This is a genomic window from Sphingomonas sp. PSPC2-2, from assembly GCF_049897725.1.
Lineage (GTDB): Bacteria > Pseudomonadota > Alphaproteobacteria > Sphingomonadales > Sphingomonadaceae > Sphingomonas.
In genome coordinates this window covers 40,034-57,112 of record NZ_JAFCWU010000009.1, presented here as the reverse complement: position 1 = coordinate 57,112, position 17,079 = coordinate 40,034, and the positions used below count along the sequence as shown (strand labels likewise).

26 protein-coding genes and 1 other RNA gene are annotated in these 17,079 nt (G+C 63.9%); 13 read left to right on the top strand and 14 right to left on the bottom strand.

What is annotated here, in order from left to right; all coding sequences use genetic code 11:
- Positions 1–50: 50 nt before the first annotated feature.
- The gene (gene pspF / locus ACP7BY_RS15870) at positions 51–1,091 is read right to left on the bottom strand and encodes a phage shock protein operon transcriptional activator (RefSeq protein WP_033963802.1); all 1,041 of its coding nucleotides are present in this window, start codon (positions 1,089–1,091) and stop codon (positions 51–53) included.
- 162 nt (positions 1,092–1,253) lie between these two features.
- Here pspF and ACP7BY_RS15865 point away from each other — a divergent pair, with 162 nt between their 5' ends.
- From ACP7BY_RS15865 to ACP7BY_RS15820, 10 genes are all read left to right on the top strand, one after another.
- Positions 1,254–1,403 carry a hypothetical protein gene (locus ACP7BY_RS15865; protein WP_156142953.1) on the top strand — a complete coding sequence of 50 codons (150 nt, stop codon included), beginning with the start codon at positions 1,254–1,256 and terminating at the stop codon, positions 1,401–1,403.
- An 84-nt stretch (positions 1,404–1,487) separates the two neighbouring features.
- The gene (gene pspA, locus ACP7BY_RS15860) at positions 1,488–2,156 is read left to right on the top strand and encodes a phage shock protein PspA (protein WP_033963800.1); all 669 of its coding nucleotides are present in this window, start codon (positions 1,488–1,490) and stop codon (positions 2,154–2,156) included.
- 1 nt (position 2,157) lies between these two features.
- On the top strand, positions 2,158–2,433 hold the full coding sequence (gene pspB, locus ACP7BY_RS15855) for an envelope stress response membrane protein PspB (protein ID WP_033963798.1): 276 nt from the start codon (positions 2,158–2,160) through the stop codon (positions 2,431–2,433).
- 1 nt (position 2,434) lies between these two features.
- Positions 2,435–2,812 (top strand): envelope stress response membrane protein PspC, encoded by a 378-nt coding sequence (pspC, locus tag ACP7BY_RS15850; RefSeq protein WP_010402906.1) that lies wholly within the window; start codon positions 2,435–2,437, stop codon positions 2,810–2,812.
- A 35-nt stretch (positions 2,813–2,847) separates the two neighbouring features.
- Complete coding sequence (locus ACP7BY_RS15845) at positions 2,848–3,144, top strand: hypothetical protein (protein ID WP_033963796.1); 297 nt, start codon at positions 2,848–2,850, stop codon at positions 3,142–3,144.
- Positions 3,145–3,161: 17 nt separating this feature from the next.
- Entirely contained in the window at positions 3,162–3,437 is a 276-nt protein-coding gene (locus tag ACP7BY_RS15840) for a hypothetical protein (RefSeq protein WP_126846282.1), read from the top strand.
- 28 nt (positions 3,438–3,465) lie between these two features.
- Complete coding sequence (locus tag ACP7BY_RS15835; protein ID WP_137902282.1) at positions 3,466–3,738, top strand: hypothetical protein; 273 nt, start codon at positions 3,466–3,468, stop codon at positions 3,736–3,738.
- A gap of 193 nt (positions 3,739–3,931) precedes the next feature.
- Entirely contained in the window at positions 3,932–4,201 is a 270-nt protein-coding gene (locus ACP7BY_RS15830; RefSeq protein WP_033963793.1) for a hypothetical protein, read from the top strand.
- 26 nt (positions 4,202–4,227) lie between these two features.
- Entirely contained in the window at positions 4,228–4,470 is a 243-nt protein-coding gene (locus tag ACP7BY_RS15825) for a hypothetical protein (protein WP_033963863.1), read from the top strand.
- Positions 4,471–4,544: 74 nt separating this feature from the next.
- Positions 4,545–4,967, top strand: a complete 423-nt coding sequence (locus ACP7BY_RS15820) for a SufE family protein (RefSeq protein WP_081988609.1) — start codon at positions 4,545–4,547, stop codon at positions 4,965–4,967.
- Between the two features lies 1 nt (position 4,968).
- On the opposite strand, the gene ACP7BY_RS15815 is transcribed toward ACP7BY_RS15820, so the two are convergent.
- The 12 genes from ACP7BY_RS15815 to ACP7BY_RS15760 all read right to left on the bottom strand — a co-directional run bounded on the left by ACP7BY_RS15815 (position 4,969) and on the right by ACP7BY_RS15760 (position 14,021).
- A complete protein-coding gene (locus ACP7BY_RS15815; protein ID WP_137902281.1) occupies positions 4,969–5,598 on the bottom strand; it encodes a LysE family translocator in 630 nt (209 codons plus the stop codon).
- Position 5,599: 1 nt separating this feature from the next.
- Entirely contained in the window at positions 5,600–5,908 is a 309-nt protein-coding gene (locus tag ACP7BY_RS15810) for a hypothetical protein (protein WP_033963859.1), read from the bottom strand.
- The gene (locus tag ACP7BY_RS15805; RefSeq protein ID WP_033963792.1) at positions 5,905–6,450 is read right to left on the bottom strand and encodes a J domain-containing protein; all 546 of its coding nucleotides are present in this window, start codon (positions 6,448–6,450) and stop codon (positions 5,905–5,907) included. The genes ACP7BY_RS15810 and ACP7BY_RS15805 overlap by 4 nt, the downstream gene beginning before the upstream one ends.
- Before the next feature lie 82 nt (positions 6,451–6,532).
- Positions 6,533–6,908: RNase P RNA component class A (gene rnpB, locus ACP7BY_RS15800), an RNA gene on the bottom strand.
- 41 nt (positions 6,909–6,949) lie between these two features.
- Positions 6,950–7,639, bottom strand: coding sequence for an N-acetylmuramoyl-L-alanine amidase (locus ACP7BY_RS15795; RefSeq protein WP_033963791.1), 690 nt, complete (start codon positions 7,637–7,639; stop codon positions 6,950–6,952).
- Between the two features lie 68 nt (positions 7,640–7,707).
- Positions 7,708–8,502: a CheR family methyltransferase gene (locus tag ACP7BY_RS15790; RefSeq protein ID WP_033963857.1), complete on the bottom strand. Its 795-nt coding sequence runs from the start codon at positions 8,500–8,502 to the stop codon at positions 7,708–7,710.
- A 65-nt stretch (positions 8,503–8,567) separates the two neighbouring features.
- Complete coding sequence (locus ACP7BY_RS15785; RefSeq protein ID WP_033963790.1) at positions 8,568–9,608, bottom strand: chemotaxis protein CheB; 1,041 nt, start codon at positions 9,606–9,608, stop codon at positions 8,568–8,570.
- Between the two features lie 52 nt (positions 9,609–9,660).
- Positions 9,661–10,026 (bottom strand): response regulator, encoded by a 366-nt coding sequence (locus tag ACP7BY_RS15780; protein ID WP_010402926.1) that lies wholly within the window; start codon positions 10,024–10,026, stop codon positions 9,661–9,663.
- 74 nt (positions 10,027–10,100) lie between these two features.
- Entirely contained in the window at positions 10,101–10,529 is a 429-nt protein-coding gene (locus ACP7BY_RS15775; protein WP_033963788.1) for a chemotaxis protein CheW, read from the bottom strand.
- A complete protein-coding gene (locus ACP7BY_RS15770) occupies positions 10,529–12,826 on the bottom strand; it encodes a chemotaxis protein CheA (protein WP_426288179.1) in 2,298 nt (765 codons plus the stop codon). Before ACP7BY_RS15770 ends, ACP7BY_RS15775 begins: the two co-directional genes overlap by 1 nt.
- Positions 12,827–12,879: 53 nt before the next feature.
- On the bottom strand, positions 12,880–13,524 hold the full coding sequence (locus ACP7BY_RS15765; RefSeq protein ID WP_126846265.1) for a histidine phosphotransferase family protein: 645 nt from the start codon (positions 13,522–13,524) through the stop codon (positions 12,880–12,882).
- An 86-nt stretch (positions 13,525–13,610) separates the two neighbouring features.
- Positions 13,611–14,021: a M67 family metallopeptidase gene (locus ACP7BY_RS15760; protein WP_033963784.1), complete on the bottom strand. Its 411-nt coding sequence runs from the start codon at positions 14,019–14,021 to the stop codon at positions 13,611–13,613.
- A gap of 16 nt (positions 14,022–14,037) precedes the next feature.
- Between ACP7BY_RS15760 and ACP7BY_RS15755 the strand changes: the two genes are divergently transcribed.
- The 3 genes from ACP7BY_RS15755 to mtgA all read left to right on the top strand — a co-directional run bounded on the left by ACP7BY_RS15755 (position 14,038) and on the right by mtgA (position 16,774).
- Positions 14,038–14,988, top strand: a complete 951-nt coding sequence (locus ACP7BY_RS15755; protein ID WP_033963782.1) for an RluA family pseudouridine synthase — start codon at positions 14,038–14,040, stop codon at positions 14,986–14,988.
- Positions 14,989–15,045: 57 nt separating this feature from the next.
- Positions 15,046–15,951, top strand: coding sequence for an RNA polymerase sigma factor RpoH (gene rpoH / locus ACP7BY_RS15750; RefSeq protein WP_033963781.1), 906 nt, complete (start codon positions 15,046–15,048; stop codon positions 15,949–15,951).
- Positions 15,952–16,012: 61 nt separating this feature from the next.
- Complete coding sequence (mtgA, locus tag ACP7BY_RS15745; RefSeq protein WP_231564923.1) at positions 16,013–16,774, top strand: monofunctional biosynthetic peptidoglycan transglycosylase; 762 nt, start codon at positions 16,013–16,015, stop codon at positions 16,772–16,774.
- A 3-nt stretch (positions 16,775–16,777) separates the two neighbouring features.
- On the opposite strand, the gene ACP7BY_RS15740 is transcribed toward mtgA, so the two are convergent.
- Positions 16,778–17,026, bottom strand: a complete 249-nt coding sequence (locus tag ACP7BY_RS15740; protein ID WP_033963780.1) for a hypothetical protein — start codon at positions 17,024–17,026, stop codon at positions 16,778–16,780.
- Positions 17,027–17,079 lie beyond the last annotated feature (53 nt).

Sequence of the window (17,079 nt, the reverse complement as noted above, 5' to 3'; positions counted from 1 at the left end):
AGCTCGCGAGACGCTAACGTCAGGCCCGGCAAATGGGTCCGCGCGGCTCGTTACGCAACCGATTCCGCATTCGCACCTGAAATCAATCCGTGGCGCTTCAGCGCGTGGCGGAGCTGGTCGTAACTGAGCCCCAGCGCGTCGGCAGTCGCACGCTGGTTAAAGCGATTCTCGGCCAGGGCCGATTGCAGCATTTCGCGCTCGAACCGCGCCAGCCGTGCCTTGTAATCCATCGGCGTGTCCGGGTTACTTGGAGGCTGCGGCGCAGCGGGTGGTGGGGTATCGGACACGGGCTCGGCCGGGGGCTGCACCGTCGGCGGGCGATGCGGCGACTGGAACGGGTCGAACTGAATCGCATCGATCGGGCTGTCCTCGTCCCAGCGATACACCGCACGCTCCACCACGTTGCGCAATTCGCGGACATTGCCCGGCCATTGATAGGCGACCAAAGCCGCCTGCGCCGCCTTGGTGAAGCCCGGCCAATCCTCGCGCCCGAGTTCGGAGGCCATGCGCCGCCCGAAATGCTCGGCCAGCACCAGCACGTCGCCGACGCGCGCACGCAGCGGCGGCAGCGTCACCACCTCGAAACTCAGCCGGTCGAGCAGATCGGCGCGGAACTGATGCCGCGCGACCTTGTCGGGCAAATGTTCGTTGGTCGCCGCGACGATCCGCACATCGACGCGCATCGGCCGAGACGATCCGATGCGCGTGACTTCGCCATATTCGACCGCGCGCAACAACCGGTCCTGCGCCGCCATCGACAGCGTGCCGAGTTCGTCGAGAAACAAGGTCCCGCGATGCGCCTCCTCGAACCGCCCTGCCCGCGCCTTGGTGGCACCCGTGAACGCGCCTGCTTCATGGCCGAACAGTTCTGCCTCGATCAGCGTCTCGGGCAGTGCCGCACAATTCATGATGACGAGCGGCTGGTCCCAGCGCGGCGAAAGGCGGTGGAGGCGCTCGGCGACCAACTCCTTACCGGTGCCGCGCTCGCCGATCACCAGCACCGGGCGGTCGAGCGCCGCGGCGCGGCTGGCGAGTTCCAGCGCATCCAGGAACGCGCCCGATTGACCAATGACGTGCGTTGTCCGTTCCATTCCCAAGGCTTGGCGTAAAATCCCAAGCCTTGGCAAGTCCGATTTTCGTTCATCTCCCAGAAAGGCGCGGAAATCCGCCATTTTTGAAACTGGCACGCTCCCTGCAAAGCTATTGGCATCGCCCCACCGGGCACCACGATTTCAAGCTTCAGGAGACTTTCAATGAACAGCGAATATAAATCGGGCAACTCGCTTCCCCAGATCCTCGTCGCCCTGGTCGCGACGGTTCTGATCGGTTCGGTCACCCTGGTCGGCACCGTTGGCCCCGCCACCGCCGCCCCCACCCAGATCGCCGCCCAGCCCCACGGGTAAGGCGATGCCGGGGCGGTGCCCTCACATCCGCCCCGGCACACCCTCTTCACACCAGTACAGCGTACCCCTCGAAGGAGTTACATCATGGGCATCTTCAGCCGAACCCGCGATATCATCGCCGCCAACTTCACCGACCTGCTCGACAAGGCCGAAGACCCCGCCAAGATGATCCGCATGATCATCCTGGAAATGGAGGAAACGCTGGTCGAGGTCCGCGCCTCCGCTGCGCGCACCATCGCCGACCAGAAGGAAATGCGTCGCCACATCAGCAAGCTTGGCAGCTTGCAGGAAAGCTGGACCGAAAAGGCCGAGCTCGCGCTGTCCAAGGGCCGCGAGGACCTTGCCAAGGCCGCCCTGGTCGAAAAGCAGAAAGCCGCCGACATGGCCGACCAGCTGGGTCGCGAAATCGCAGTACTCGACGAAGCGTTGCATGCCTCGGAGGAAGACATCGCCAAGCTGACCGGCAAGCTGCGTGAAGCGCGCACCCGCCAGAACTCGATCGCAACCCGGCTCGAAAGCGCGCAGAACCGTTTCAAGCTGCGCGAAATGTATGCTGGCCCCAAGATCCAGGACGCATTCAGCCGCTTCGAAATCATGGAGCGCCGCGTGGATCTGGCCGAGGGCCGCGCCGATGTGATGGGCATGGGCCAGCCGCCCAAGACGCTCGAGGAGGAGATCGCCGAGCTGAAATCGAGCGACAAGGTGGAAGCCGAACTCGCCGCGATGAAGGCCCGCTTCGGCAAGGATGTCTGAGATGAGCGACATATTGGTCCCCATCATCGTCATTCCCGCGATCTTCATCGGGATGCCGTGGATCATCCTGCACTACATCACCAAGTGGAAGCAGGCCCCCAAGATCACCAATGAAGACGAGAAGCTGCTCGATGAGCTCTACTCGCTCGCCCGCCGCCTCGAAGATCGCCTCGGTACGGTCGAACGGATCATCGCCGCCGACCACCCCGAATGGCGCGCGAGCATGCCGCTCGCCGAGCCGACACCCCCCAACTACGACATCACCCGGAGGAACTGAAATGTCCGCCAGCCGCACCAAATTCTACCTCGACAAACAGAACAGCAAATGGCTGGGCGTCTGCTCGGGGATCGCCGATTACACCGGCATCGACGTCACCTGGGTCCGCGTGGGCACCGCCCTGTTGACCTTCGCCACCAGCGGATGGACGCTGCTCGCCTATATCGTCATCGCCTGCGTCGCCGAAAAGAAGCCGCTCGGCCTCTATGACAGCGCCGAAGATGCGAAGTTCTGGCAGGGCGTGCGCACCAACCCGACCCGCTCGACCGCCGAAGTCCGCAGCAAATTCCGCGACATCGACCGTCGCCTGGCCGACATCGAAATGATGTACACCAGCCGCAACAGCCGCCTCGCCGACGAGATCGACAGCCTGCGCTGATCTGATCCGGGCGTCGTCAAACAGGGGTAATGACAATGAGCAATTCTCTAGGAATTCTGGTTCCGATCGCGGCGATCACCATCGGCCCGATCGCCTGGGCCTTCAACAACTGGGTCCGCGCCAAGCACGGCTATCCGATCGAAACCAAGAAGGGCCGACTCATCGGTCGTGAAGGCGAACTCAGCACCACCCGGCAGACCGAGTTGCTGGTCGCGGAAAACGAGAAGCTGCACGGCCAGATCAGCCGCCTGGAGGAACGCCTTGCCGTCCTCGAACGCATCGCCACCGATCCCGCCGAGCGCGTCTCGCGCGAAATCGACGCGCTGCGCTGAACCGAGGAGAACAGGCCATGCCATCCGTACCCGCTTTCTTCTTCGGCCTGATCCTAGGCGTGACCGGCATCCTCGCCATCCAGGCCTTCGCCCGCAGCAAGGTCCGGCAAGCCCTCTCGGCAGCCGATCCGGATATCGCGCGGAACAAGACGCTCCAGCGCGAAGAGGACGACCGCCGCATGCTAGAACTCGACGCCCTACGGCAGCGTCTCGCGGTGCTCGAACGGATCACGATTGATCCCGCCGTCCGCACCGCACGCGAAATCGAACAATTGCGGATCGAAACCAACTGATCCCGCTGCTCCAACGGAGGATACCGCTATGGGCTTCCAGTTTGTCTTTCTTATCCCGATCCTGGGGATCTGCGTTGCCCTCGTCGCTGTGATCGGTGGCACCATCGTCCGCCCCTTGCTCGCCCACAAAGAACGCCGGATGCAGCTCGAAGCGACGATGGTCGCAGAAAAAGCCGCGCAATATGCCGCGCAGAGCGAACGGCTCGAACAGCGCGTCCGCGTGCTGGAACGCATCATCACCGATCGCGGTGTCGATCTCTCGCACGAGATCGAACAACTCCGCGACACACCGCTCAACTGAACAGCAACCCTTTCCTCCCCGATCTGACCAGAGGCTATCATGATCATCTTTTTCACCGTGCTCGCCGTCATCACGGCGGGATGTTGCTGGGCGACCGAAAGCATCGACCGCCCGCGCCGCCGCCGCCTTCGTGAAACCGCCGCAGACGCGGGCTGAGGCTTCCGCCCACCACGAGAAACAGGGAGTTTCCACCATGAACCCGTTTGAAATGGTCGTCGCGATCATTGTCGTCATTACCATCGGCCGCGTGCTTCAGGCACGCTACGGCGTGGTCCGCACCAAGCATGGCGAGGATGTCCACTTCCGCGACGATGCCGCAAGCCAGGCCGAGAACCAGCGCCTGCGCGATGAACTGAGGGCGATGAAGGACCGCCTTGCCGTCCTCGAACGCCTCGCCACCGACAACAATGACAGCGGTGCCCGCCTCGATCGCGAGATCGAGAAGCTCCGCGACCGCCCATAATGTCCGTCTTTCCAGGAGTAGGGATGATGACCGACCCGACCTTCTACATCACCATGGCCACCGCCGGGCTCGTCGGCATCGCCATCCTGAGCGGCACGGCGCTGACCGGCTGGCGCGGGTGGCTCGCCTTCAAGCACCAGCAGCTCCACGCCTTTGCCGAGCCCAATGCCGGACCGACGCTCCCCAACGCCAGCGCGCGGATCGAGATCGCCGATCTGAAGGAGCGCATCCGCAAGCTGGAAGCAATTGCTGCGGGCGTGGATCTTTGACCTCAGCCCCCCGGGCCCGTCCCGGGGGGAAGGAAGAGGTGACGAACCCGATTGCGCGAGACTATAGCCCAATTATGCAAAGCCTCGCCGATCTCGAATCCGAATACAGCTTCCTCGAAGCGGATGACCGTTACCGTCTGCTGATCGACCTTGGCCGGGAGTTGGAAGCGATGCCGGATCCGCTCAAGACCGACGCCACCCTGGTGCGTGGCTGTTCGGCTTCGGTTTGGGTCTATCCGACGGTGCAGGGCGACGGCACGCTGCATTTCCTGGCGGATTCGAACGCGGCAATCACCAAGGGCATCATCGCGCTCGTCCTGCTGACGGTGCAGGACCAGCCGCCCGCCAGAATCCTGGCAACGAACATTGCGCAAGCGCTCGCCCCATTCGACCTGAGCAAGCAACTCAGCTCCAACCGCACCCAGGGTATTCCCAACATGATCGCCCTGATCCAGGAGACAGCGGCGCGTTATGCAACCGAGCAGCAAGCCGAGTAGATCAGGACGGCTTCGTTTTCAGCAACGCCAGCCCAAAACCGACGAAGATCACGCCGGTCAGGCGATTGAAGGCGCGCTTGATCGCCGGGCGACCAAGATAGCGCGACAGGGACCGCCCGCCGAGCGCGTAAACGCCATACCAGAACGACTCCACGACCGCGAAAGTCGCCACCAGAATCGCGAATTGCGGAACCTGTGGCTGCGTCGGGGTTACGAACTGCGGCAGAAAGGCCGCCGCAAACAGGATCAGCTTGGGATTGCTGATGCCGATGGCAAAGCCGCCGCGAAATAGCCCTGCGAGCGAGACTATGGGCGGGAGCGTCCCATCCCCGACGTCCAGCGGAGCAACCTCGGTCCGCCACGCCTTGATGCCGAGATAGATGAGATAGGCGACGCCTGCATAACGCAGCACCTCGAACGCACCCGGCAGCGCGAGCAGCAGCGTGGTGAGGCCTGCCGCCGATGCCGAAAGCACCGCCACAACCGCCGTGAGGCATCCCGTCATCGCCGCTACGCTGCGCGCCATCCCCATTTCGACGCTGCGCGAAAGGATGTGGAGCATGTTCGGACCCGGTGTCCCCGACAGCAGAAACACCGCGCCTGCGAACAACCACCAAGTGTGCCAGGTCATATCATCCCCCGTCCGGCCTCAGCCCAAGTTCCTCCACCACGGTCGCGACCGGCACACCTGCGCGCACCAGCGCCCATTCGCCAGGGGCAGCGCCGTTGATTACCGTGACGCTGTCACGCGGGCATATGCCGAGGCACTTCACCTCGACGATGCCAAGCGTACCCTTGCGCCCTTTCCGCACGCCAAGTTCCGAACGCAAAGCCTTGGCCAGCGGCGTCTTCCCCTTGGGGCCGAACCCGCCGCCCAGCTTCTTCGAACATTTCTTGCACACCAGAAGGGTGTTGGCCCAGTCCGAACGGACCGTCTTCAAACGCCCGGCTTCCACGTCCGCGCATCCTCGGCGGCCTTCAGCACGTCATAGGCGGCCTGGATCGCGAGGAAGCGCGCGGCGGCTTCCTTGTCGCCGGGGCGGACATCGGGGTGGTTCGATTTCGCCAATCGCCGCCAAGCCACGCGCACCGTCTCGAAATCGGCATCGACATCGAGTTCCAGCACTTCCAGCGCGCGAATCTCGTCGCGCGAACGGCTGCCGTCGCCGGGCCCGGCCCATTGATGGTGGCGCGACGCGGTATAGCCCTCGGCGGTCTGCGTCTCGGCGCGCTCGCGCTCGGCCGCCTCCTCGGCGCTCAGCCCTTCGAAATAGTTCCAGCCACGATTATATTCGCCGGCATGTTCCTGGCAGAAATACCAGCGTTCGGGGCTGTTGGGGGATTTGGGAGCCGGGCAATCGCCCTTTTCGGTGCAGCCATGCCGGTCGCACAGCCGCACGGTCGCCGCTTCCATGCTGGCTTCGCCATAAGCGCGCCAGCGCGGAAAGCCCCAGTCGGCTGATCGGGAGGAGGAACGCGCCATAGCGGGCCATCTAAGCATCGAAGCGCGATAGCGCCATGACGCTTTTGTGAAACCACCATGAAAAAACGGCGACCCGTAAAAAAACGCCAGAGGGTCTGTAAGCCGGGTTCTGTCCCCCTCTTGCGAGGTTAGGCGACCATTCCTCTAGGACGACGTTTGCACGCCGCCTCAAGCAATCAACCCGGATGACGAGCCGGAACGAGGCCCATATGCCATCCCTATTCGATCTTGCTCCCGGTGGGGTTTGCCATGCCGCCCCTGTTACCAGGCGCGCGGTGCGCTCTTGCCGCACCCTTTCACCCTTGCCTGTTCCTTCTCGCGAAGGACATCGGCGGTCTGCTCTCTGTGGCACTGTCCCTGGGGTCGCCCCCGCCGGGCGTTACCCGGCACCGTCGTTCCGCGGAGCCCGGACTTTCCTCGCGGTGCTTAACGCACCCCGCGGCCGCCCGACCCTCTGGCTGGAGCTGCCCCTAGCGCGAATCTCGCGCGAAAGACAAACTCATTCGTCCCCGGTCGGCTTTGGCAACAGCAGCGCGAGGAGGATGCTGCGGCATTCGCCATCGATCACCCCGTCAAGCAATTCCGGGCGAAAACGGCGCTGAAAGGCAACCACCGCCGCCAATTTGTCGCTGACATCATAGCCGAAGCGTTCGAGTGCGATCAGGAAACCGGCATCGCTCCACAGAGGATCCATCAAATTCTTGGTCGGGCGTGGCAGCGCGAGGCGCAATTTGGCGAGCCGGTTCCAGGGGAACAGTTCGCCCGGATCCTGCTTGCGTGTCGGCGCAATGTCGGAATGGCCCACCACATTGCCGCGCGTGATGCCGTGGCGCTCGGTGATATCGGCCACCAACGGGAACAGAGCATCGATCTGCTCCTCCAGGAACGGACGATAGCCGAATTCATGGCCGGGATTGACGATCTCGATCCCGATGCTGGCCGAATTGACGTCCTCGATCCCGCGCCAGCGCGACTTGCCGGCGTGCCAAGCGCGCTTGCCCTCCGCCACCATCCGCAGGATCGTGCCGTCCTCGGCGATCAGATAGTGCGCCGATACCTTGGCCTCGGGGTCGCGCAACCGGTCAATCGCCGCCTGCGCCGTCTGCATGCCCGTGTAGTGCAACACAATCATCGAGACGGGCAACGTGCGCTCGTCGAAATTGGGCGACGGCGTATCGATGATGGTCATGGTCCCTCCCCGCGAGCCGAAATACCGCTTAAGCACGGACGCAGCGCGTAAGGAACCCCGACCGTCGATTAGCCTTCGCTCACCGCTGGTTCGTACAGGCCGCGATAGCGCGCGCTAGGCCGGAACGCTTCTGTCTGGCCGATCACAGTTTCGCCAGCTCCGAGCACCAGCAACCCGCCTGGTCGCATAACCGTTGCCAGCCGATCGAGAATTTTCCGCCGCAATTCGATCGTGAGATAGAGCAGAACATTGCGACATAGGATTACGTCAAAGCGGCCCACCGGCGGAGGATCACTGACCAGATTGAGGCGTCTGTAGTTGATTCGCCGAACCAGTTCGGTCTTGGCAACCCAGTCGACCCCATCGCCGTCGAACCAGCGCACCATGCGCCGGACTGGCAAGCCACGCTGGATTTCGAATTGCGAATAGCGACCGCAGCGCGCCCGCGACAATGCCGCCTCCGACACGTCGGATGCGATGATTTCCGGCAGCAAATGGTCTACGTCAAGTTCGCGTTCGGCAAACAACATCGCGAGCGATAGCGGCTCCTGCCCAAAGGAGCAGCCCGCCGACCATATCCGCGGGCGTCTGCTCGGCTTGGTCGCGCGGATACTATCGACCGCATCGGCAACCATATCGAACACGGCGGCATCGCGAAAAAAGGAGCTTTCCTGATTGAGCAGCGCATCGGCGACGCGGTCACCGATCGCGGGTGATTGTTGCGCCGCACTGGCGAGCGCGTCGAGCGTCTCCAGGCCGAGATCGCGCAGAACGGGCTTCAACACCGTCTCCACTCGCCATTCGCGATTGGCGGCGAGTTGCTGACCGGTGCGCGCTTCGAGAATCGCGGTCAGCACGCCCATCGCGCCTTTCGAGGAGGCGCGCGGCAGCAGCCCGCGCGGGGTGCCAAGATCGAGGTTGGGCAAGCTCATGCCGGACGCCGCCGCGCGGCAATCAGGCGACCGATTTCCACGGGCGGCAACACCGCGCTGGCACCCCCGGCATTGGCAATCGCCCCCGGCATCCCCCAGACCACCGAACTCTCGCGATCCTGCACCACGATGGTTCCGCCGCGGGTCCGAATGGTCCGTGCGCCATCGCTCCCATCGCGCCCCATACCGCTCAACACGACGCCCAGTACACGCGGACCATAGACCTCCCCCAGGCTTTCAAACATCGGATCGACCGAAGGCATACACCCGCTTTTGGCGGGATCGCTGGTCAAGCGGATTGCACCGCCGTCGCCAGTGCTGACCACCCTGATATGGGCGTTTCCAGGAGCGACGATGATCCGCCCGGGTCGAATCCGCATACAATCGGTCGCGACGTCACACGGGCGATTGGCCAGCACCGCGATCTGGGCTGCGAAATACGGCATGAACGATTCAGGCAAATGCTGCGTAATCAAAATTGGCAGGGTAAGGTCCTTCGGAACCTCGCGCAGCAACAGGCTGAGCGCATGAATGCCGCCGGTCGATGCCCCGATCGCGACAATGTCAAAACCCGGAGCAAGGCCCGCTTCTGCGGCTCCAGCGCCCGACCGAGCGGGCATAGCCTGCGCATCGTCGCTCGCTAACAAGCGGGTCAATTTCTCGTTGATCGCGACCGAGAAACGACCAGCGAACTCACCGATATCGGGCTTGACCAACGTGTCCGCCGCCCCAAGCGCCAGCGCCTCGATCGTCGCCGCAGCTCCTTCGCTGGCCGCAGACGAGACGATCAGCACCTTGGCCCCCTGACCGGCGGCGATCAGCCCCGGCAAGGCTGCCAAGCCGGAGACACCCGGCATTTCAAGATCGAGCACGATGCCGTCGACACGGGTCCGCTTGAGAAACTCCAACGCAACCGCGGCACTCGAAACCGCTCCCGCAACCAGAAAATGCCCGTCAGTCTCGACCGCGCGCGCAATCACCGCGCGGGCCACCGCCGAATCATCGACGATCAGGACCAGCGGGCGTGCGTCGCCCATCCTTGGAGGTTTCGGCTTTAGTTCGGGGCGGGTGCGCATGGGGACAGACCTGTCAGGCCATACCCACGATCTGAAGTTTGCTTTCCAGTGTCTCGCGGTCGAACGGTTTCATGACATACTCGTCCGCTCCGGCTTCGATCGCCGCGCGGATGTGGGCCATGCCGTTCTCGGTGGTGCAGAACACCACCTTGGGCCGCGTCGGGATGGCGCTGTCACGCAATGCGCGCAGGAAGTCCATGCCGCTCATGACGGGCATGTTCCAATCGAGCAGGACCACATCGGGTGCCGACACCAGGCACGCGTCCAGCGCTTCGCGTCCGTCGCCCGCTTCGCTGACGCGAAAGTTGAGCGTTTCCAGGATATGGCGCGCGACCTTGCGGATCACTTTCGAATCGTCGACGACGAGGCACGTCTTCATGAATTCACCCTGTTAAAGTCCGCTTGGGACGCCCCTGCCCGAAATGCGTAAGCGTCGCGTTAATCTGAAGGTTTTCACGCTGCCAGCGCCAGCGCCCCCGGAATTAGCCCATCGAGCGCGATCGCCAGGATCGGCTCGCCCTCGCGTTCGACAATCCCGCGCCCGACCTTCAGCCATCCTTTGTCGAGCAGGATTCCGGCCGATAGCGGGGCGAGTTCGAACGGGGCGACATCATCGAGCGCATCGACGAGAATTGCGTAATAATGGCCTTCGACGATGGTGATGATCGCGCGGCCCGCATCGACCTCCGCAGCGTCCAACCCCAGCGCGGCGCGCGTGTCGATGACCGTCACGACGCGGCTGCGCAATGCGGCGAGGCCACGCACCTGACGCTCTGCGCGGGGGACCGGAATGACGGTGCCGATGTCGACGACCGACTCCACCTGGCTGGATTCGATCGCCACCGGCCGCCCCGCGATTTGTGCTATCAGGAACAACGCCATTATCGACCTCCCGTCGAGCGCGCGACCGCCGCCAGCAACGCCGGCCGATCATAGCGGAAAATGCTGTCGTCATCGCCGTCGGCGTCGCGGCGCAGACGGACCACGGGAACCGTCGCGGCACTGCCGGTCGGGTCGTCGCTCATGCGCACCACAACGCGCGGCGTCTCGCCCGGTCGCAATGCGGTCGCGACGCGATATCCCGCCCCTTCCAGCACGGGTTTCAGGAACGTCGTCATCCAGGCGGTTTCGGGGCCATCGAACAGGCACAGCGGCGCGTCGCTGACGGTGCCAGCATCGGCGTGGCTCGCAAACAGCCAGTGCAGATCGATCACTTCGATTTGATCGCCATCGATGGCCACGACGCCAGCGATTGGTCCGGCATTATGCGCCGGTACAACGGTTTCGGGCAGTTCGACGATGTCGAGCGCCTCGCCAATGGCATAGCCGATCTCGGCCGATCCATCCCGCAGCCGCACCACCGACACCGTGGGGCGTGCCGCCCATTCGCCCAGTGCAACGAGCGGGATGATTGCCCCCTCCACCGACAACCGCAAACGCCCCGCCGAAAAACGGATCGCCGCCGCCGGAACGGGTTCGACCCGGTCGATCACCGACAGCGGCAGCGCCCGGCGCACCCCGTCAAGGTCGTCGAACAACAGCGCCTGCACGCCGGGCACTACGGCTTCGGCCTCGACCTCCTCGACCATCGCCTCACGCCCGAAGACCAGGCCCGCAACATGCGCGATACCAGCGCAATCCAGCATCAGCATCGGCAGGCCGCTGTCGGGCAGAGTCTGCCCCGCATAGACGCCCGTCGCCATGATCGCCGGTGCTGCGGGCTTGATGACGAGTTCCTCATGATCGAGCACCGAGTCAACGGCGAGGGCGTAGCTGCCGCCCGATGCGCTGACGATCACCAACATCAGCGGGGGCCGCGGCCCGAACCCGAGCAGATCGCCAAGATCGATCAGGGGCATGCGCCGGTCGCGAACGGTCGCGCTCAACGTGTCGCCGATGCGGTCGATGCGGATCATATCGCCGCCCACCCGCACGATTTCCTCGATCACCTGGCGCGAAATGGCGAAGCGCTGGTCGCGCACGCCCACACCGATGGTGGACATGATCGACAGCGTGAGCGGCACGTGGATGGCGATTCGCAAGCCCCTGCCGGGGGTGTTGCGCAGTTCGATACGACCACCAATCTGTTCGACATTGGCGCGCACCACGTCCATCCCGACGCCGCGCCCGGATATGGCGGTCGCCATATCCTTGGTCGAAAGACCGGGTTCGAAAATCAAATCGAGCTTTGCCTGCTCGCTCATCGCCCGCAATTGCGCGTCGCTTCGCAACCCCGCGCTCGCGACCTTCGCGACGAGCCGATCGGTGTCGACGCCCTGGCCATCGTCGGCGATCTCGATGACAATCTGATTGCCCGACTGCCGCGCGGCCACGTTCAGCCAGCCATTTTCGCGCTTGCCCAGGGCGCGGCGCAGCGCCGGCGCTTCGATGCCGTGGTCGATCGAATTGCGGACGATGTGGACGAGCGGATCGCGCATCATCTCGATCATCTCGCGGTCGAGTTCGACGTCACTGCCTTCGATATGCAGCGCCACCGATTTACCAAGTTCGGTCGCGGTGTCGCGCACCATCCGCGGCAACGCAGAGAACAACGCGTCGATCTTCTGCATCCGCGTACGCGTCACCGTGTCGCGCATTTCGGCGACAGTCAGCGAAAGCCGCTCGAGCGCAGCCTCGACGACAGGATTGGCACCTCCGTCGCGCACGCGCCGGGCCAGCTCATTGCGCGCCAGCACCATGTCGGACATGCCGCTCATCATCCGGTCGAGCAAATCGACGTTGAGGCGGACGCTGCGGCTGGGGGACCGGGGTGTCACGGCCGACTGCGGCACTGCCATTTCGGCACCCGTATCGAGCGCAGCGATCAGCAGGTCTTCGCCCGAATCGTCCAGCGCATGCCCGGCGTCGATCGCCTCCACGATCTCGCCAATCCGGTCGACGATCGCGAGCACAGCGTTGACGAGGCGGGTGTCCGGCGTGCGCTCGCCCGAACGCACCGCCGCCAGCACATCCTCGGCCGCGTGGCTAAGCCGCGCGAGCCGGGGCAAATCGAGAAAACCGCAACTGCCCTTGACCGTGTGGACGAACCGAAAAATCGCATCCAGCCGGTCGCGATCGTCCGGCGCGGATTCCCATGCGACGATCTCGCCCGAGAGCGCTTCAAGCGTCTCGCGCGTCTCGCGCGTCTCGGCGATGAATTCCTGTAAGAGATCGTCCATGGGCCCCCGCGTAGCGCTACAGCGGTCATGGCCGAACAGTGGTTAAGGCAGAGTTATCCTGCCTTGAAGACCGCGCCGAACAGCAGCACCGAATCCTCAGGATCGGAAACCTGCACGATCCCGCCGCCCTCGGCGACCAAAGCCTGGACAAGATACGCGGCCGCCGCACGCGGGGTGATGACGGCTTCGCCCTGCGTCCCGGTCAAGGCTGCGCGCATTTCGGCGTCGAGCACGATGCGCGGGCCATCGGCTCGCACCACGATCTCGACCTGGCCGTCATTGCTCTCCGCGCCCACATCGAGCTGCCCGCCGCGCACCAGCGCATCGCCGGCGATGAGCGCCAGGTTGAGCAACACCTTGATCGCCGGCTTGGGGAGCGTCGCATCCTCGACCATCCAGCCGAGCTTGACCTTGTGGCCCTCGCCAAACAGCCCCTCAATCGCCGCGCGCGCTTCGCGCGAATCGACCGACTCGCCGAAACCACCCGCTGCGCCGAAGGCGAGACGAAAAAATTTCAGCTTGTTGGCCGACGCCTTGGCGCTGTCGCTCAACAACTCCAGACAGCGTGCCCGCATTTCCGGATCATGCTCATCGGCGAGCAGTTCCAGTCCGTTATTGAGAGCACCCACCGGGCTCAGCAAATCGTGGCAGAGGCGCGAGCACAGCAAGCTTGCGAAATCGGCGGCGCTGATCGTCATTGGTTATTTGGCTTTCGGATCATGACTTGATCGCTCTTCTGGCGATGCACGGCGGAGGAAGCAAGCCACTGTGTCCTTAGTTGGCGTCAGGCTGTCTCGATCCGATAGGGCACGGGGTCGAACCGTCCGACATACGCACCATCGCAAACCGCACGGTAACACGCCACCTGCGGATCCGCGATGATGATCCACAGCGCACCATCGGGCGCGGCGGCCGCCGCGTCGCGGGCGGAGGGAGTTGCGGCCCCATTGGGGTGCGAATGGTAGCATCCGATAATCGCCGGCCCACCGTCGCGCGTGGCCCGATGCGCCGCGATCAACGCCGCAGGATCGATCTCGAAAGCCCGGTCCGGCTCCGCTGCAACATTGCGGCACGGTCGCACCGCATCAAGCCGTTCCGCCGTGCCGAAGAGCAGGCCGCACACCTCCTGTTCGGGCGCATTTGCGGCCTCGTTTAGCAATCGGGCCAGCAGAGTGCTTGAAATCTCCAACGTCATGCCCAGATTCTAGTCCATGAACCGGGGGGTTGCCACTCTTGAAGCACGGGTTTCCGCGACTGCGCAGGGTTTGCGCCTCGACCGCGCGCTGGCCGACGCGCTGCCCGATGTTTCGCGCGAGCGGCTGAAGGCATTGATCGCAAGCGGTGCCGTCACCGACCCGCGCGGTCATGTCGCCAACGATCCATCGGGCAAGGCGATTGCCGGTGGCCTGTATCTGGTCGCAGTCCCCGCCCCCACGCCATCGCATAACGAAGCGCAGGACATCGCGCTTAACGTCGTCTTTGAAGACGACGAGCTGATCGTGATCGACAAACAGGCCGGGCTGGTCGTCCATCCGGCGGCGGGGAATGCCGACGGCACCTTGGTCAACGCGCTGCTCCACCATTGCGCGGGCAATCTCTCCGGGATTGGCGGCGTCGCCCGGCCGGGCATCGTCCACCGCATCGACAAGGACACGTCGGGCCTGATGGTCGCCGCCAAGACCGATCGCGCGCATGAGGGCTTGGCGAAGCAATTTCACGACCATAGCATCGACCGGCGTTACAAGGCGATCGTGTCGGGGCAGCCTGCTCCGCCCGCGGGCACGGTCGACGCCCCGCTCGCGCGATCGCCCTCCAACCGCAAGAAAATCGCGATCGTCCCCGGCGGCAAGCGCGCGGTGACGCATTTCACCACGATCGAACGCTTAAGGGACGCCGCACTGGTCGAATGCCGACTGGAGACGGGTCGCACGCACCAGGTCCGGGTGCATATGGCCTCGCTCGGGCACCCCTTGCTCGGCGACCCGGTTTACGGTAGAACAAAGCAGGCCCACAAAGCCACTTTGGAAACCTTGGGTTTCCGCCGCCAGGCGTTGCACGCCGCCCGTTTGGGGTTCATTCATCCGGTGACAAGTAACGCTTTGGCGTTCGATAGCGAAATGCCTGCCGACATGCAGGAACTGTTCTATAGAATGTTTGTATAGCTTTCGGCTGGCGTGTGCCTTGGGCATGTTCCAGCTTCGATAAAGGGAGACACGATCATGGCAGCCCGCAGCAACGTCCCCGCGACGATCCCCGCCCTTGGCGGCGAGGCGAGCCTCAATCGCTACCTGTCGGAGATCAAGAAATTTCCGATCCTCGCGCCCGAGCAGGAATATATGCTCGCCAAGCGCTTTGAGGAACATGGCGACACCGACGCCGCCGCGCAGTTGGTCACCTCGCACCTTCGCCTCGTGGCGAAGATCGCGATGGGCTATCGCGGCTATGGCCTGCCCGTGTCCGAGTTGATCTCGGAGGGCAATATCGGCCTGATGCAAGGCGTTAAGAAGTTCGAGGCCGATCGCGGCTTCCGCCTTGCCACGTATGCGATGTGGTGGATCCGCGCCTCGATCCAGGAATTCATCCTGCGCTCGTGGAGCCTGGTAAAAATGGGCACCACCGCCGCGCAGAAGAAGCTGTTCTTCAACCTGCGCCGGATGAAGTCCAAGCTCGACGCGTTCGAGGATGGCGACCTTTCCCCCGAACATCTCGCCAAGATCGCCAAGGATCTCGGCGTGACCGAGGAGGAAGTCACCAGCATGAACCGCCGCATGGCAATGGGCGGCGACACCTCGCTCAACGTGCCGATGCGCGAGGATGGCGAAGGCCAGTGGCAGGATTGGCTTGCCGACGACTCGCCCTTGCAGGACTCCGTGGTCGCCGAGGCGCAGGAAGCCGACGTTCGCCACGAAATGCTGACCGCAGCGATGGACGATCTCAATGAGCGCGAGAAGTTCATCCTGACCGAGCGTCGCCTGACCGACGAGCCCAAGACGCTCGAGGAACTGAGCCAGGTCTATGGCGTCTCGCGCGAGCGGGTTCGCCAGATCGAGGTACGCGCCTTTGAAAAGCTGCAAAAGGCGATGATGCGCATCGCCGGCGACAATCGGATGCTGGTCGCCGCCTGAGCGCAGCGCGTTCCTTTCCTCGACAATGCTCCCGCGCTACGGAATGCTGCGGGAGCATGTCATGGAGCCGGGGAACGTCAATGTCGGAACGCATGTGCCGCAACCTCAGCTGAACCAGCGTGAGCGCCCTCGCCGGAAACGTGGTCTGGTCGGACGGGTGCTGGGCTGGGCCGTACGCGCCGTTGTCGCGTTCGTGATCCTGTCGATCTTCATGGTCGTATTGTATCGCTTCGTGCCGCCACCGATTACGCTGACGATGGTTGGCGATGCGCTGGGTGGCCACGGCATCGACAAATCCTGGCGTCCGCTGTCGCAGATCGATCCCAATATGGCGCGCGCCGCGATTGCGGGCGAAGATTCGCGCTTCTGTTTGCACAATGGGTTTGATCTGCAGGCGATCGAAACGGCCTATGCCCGCAATGCCCGCGGCGGGCGCATTCGCGGTGGATCGACGATCAGCCAGCAGACTGCCAAGAACGTCTTCCTGATCCAGGGCGGCGGCTATGCCCGCAAGGCGCTGGAGGCGTATTTCACCGTCCTGATCGAGAACATCTGGGGCAAGCGCCGCATCATGGAAGTGTATCTGAACGTAGCCGAGACCGGCATTGGCACCTATGGCGTCGACGCAGCGTCACGGCGGTATTTCGGCCATGACGCGTCGCATTTGACGCCTGACGAAGCGGGCCGCATCGCCGCCGTCCTGCCGCTGCCCAAGAAACGCGCCGCGATCGCGCCCCGTGGCTTTACCCGCCGCCACGGCAACGCCATCACCCGCCGGGTGGGCGTCGTCCGCAACGACGGACTGGATCGCTGCCTGCGCTAGGCCTTATTTGGTCGCGTCGTCGGCTGCCTTGGAGGCGCTGTCGCCGACCTTCTTCGCGCTGTCGCCGACGTCCTTGGCAGCGCCCGCAATCGCATCGGTACGGGCGTTGTCGTTCTGGCTCTTGTTGAAGAGATAGAAGGCACCGACCGCGACCGCGATCAACAGAACAATGCCGATGAAGATCGCGGCCCCGCCGCCGCTGCGACGTTCGATCACAGTGGTATGGGGCGTCTCGGTTACTTGCTCGCTCATGCTATCCTCCTGCTTTTATCTGCAGGGTTGAACGGGTTGCACGGGCGATCGTT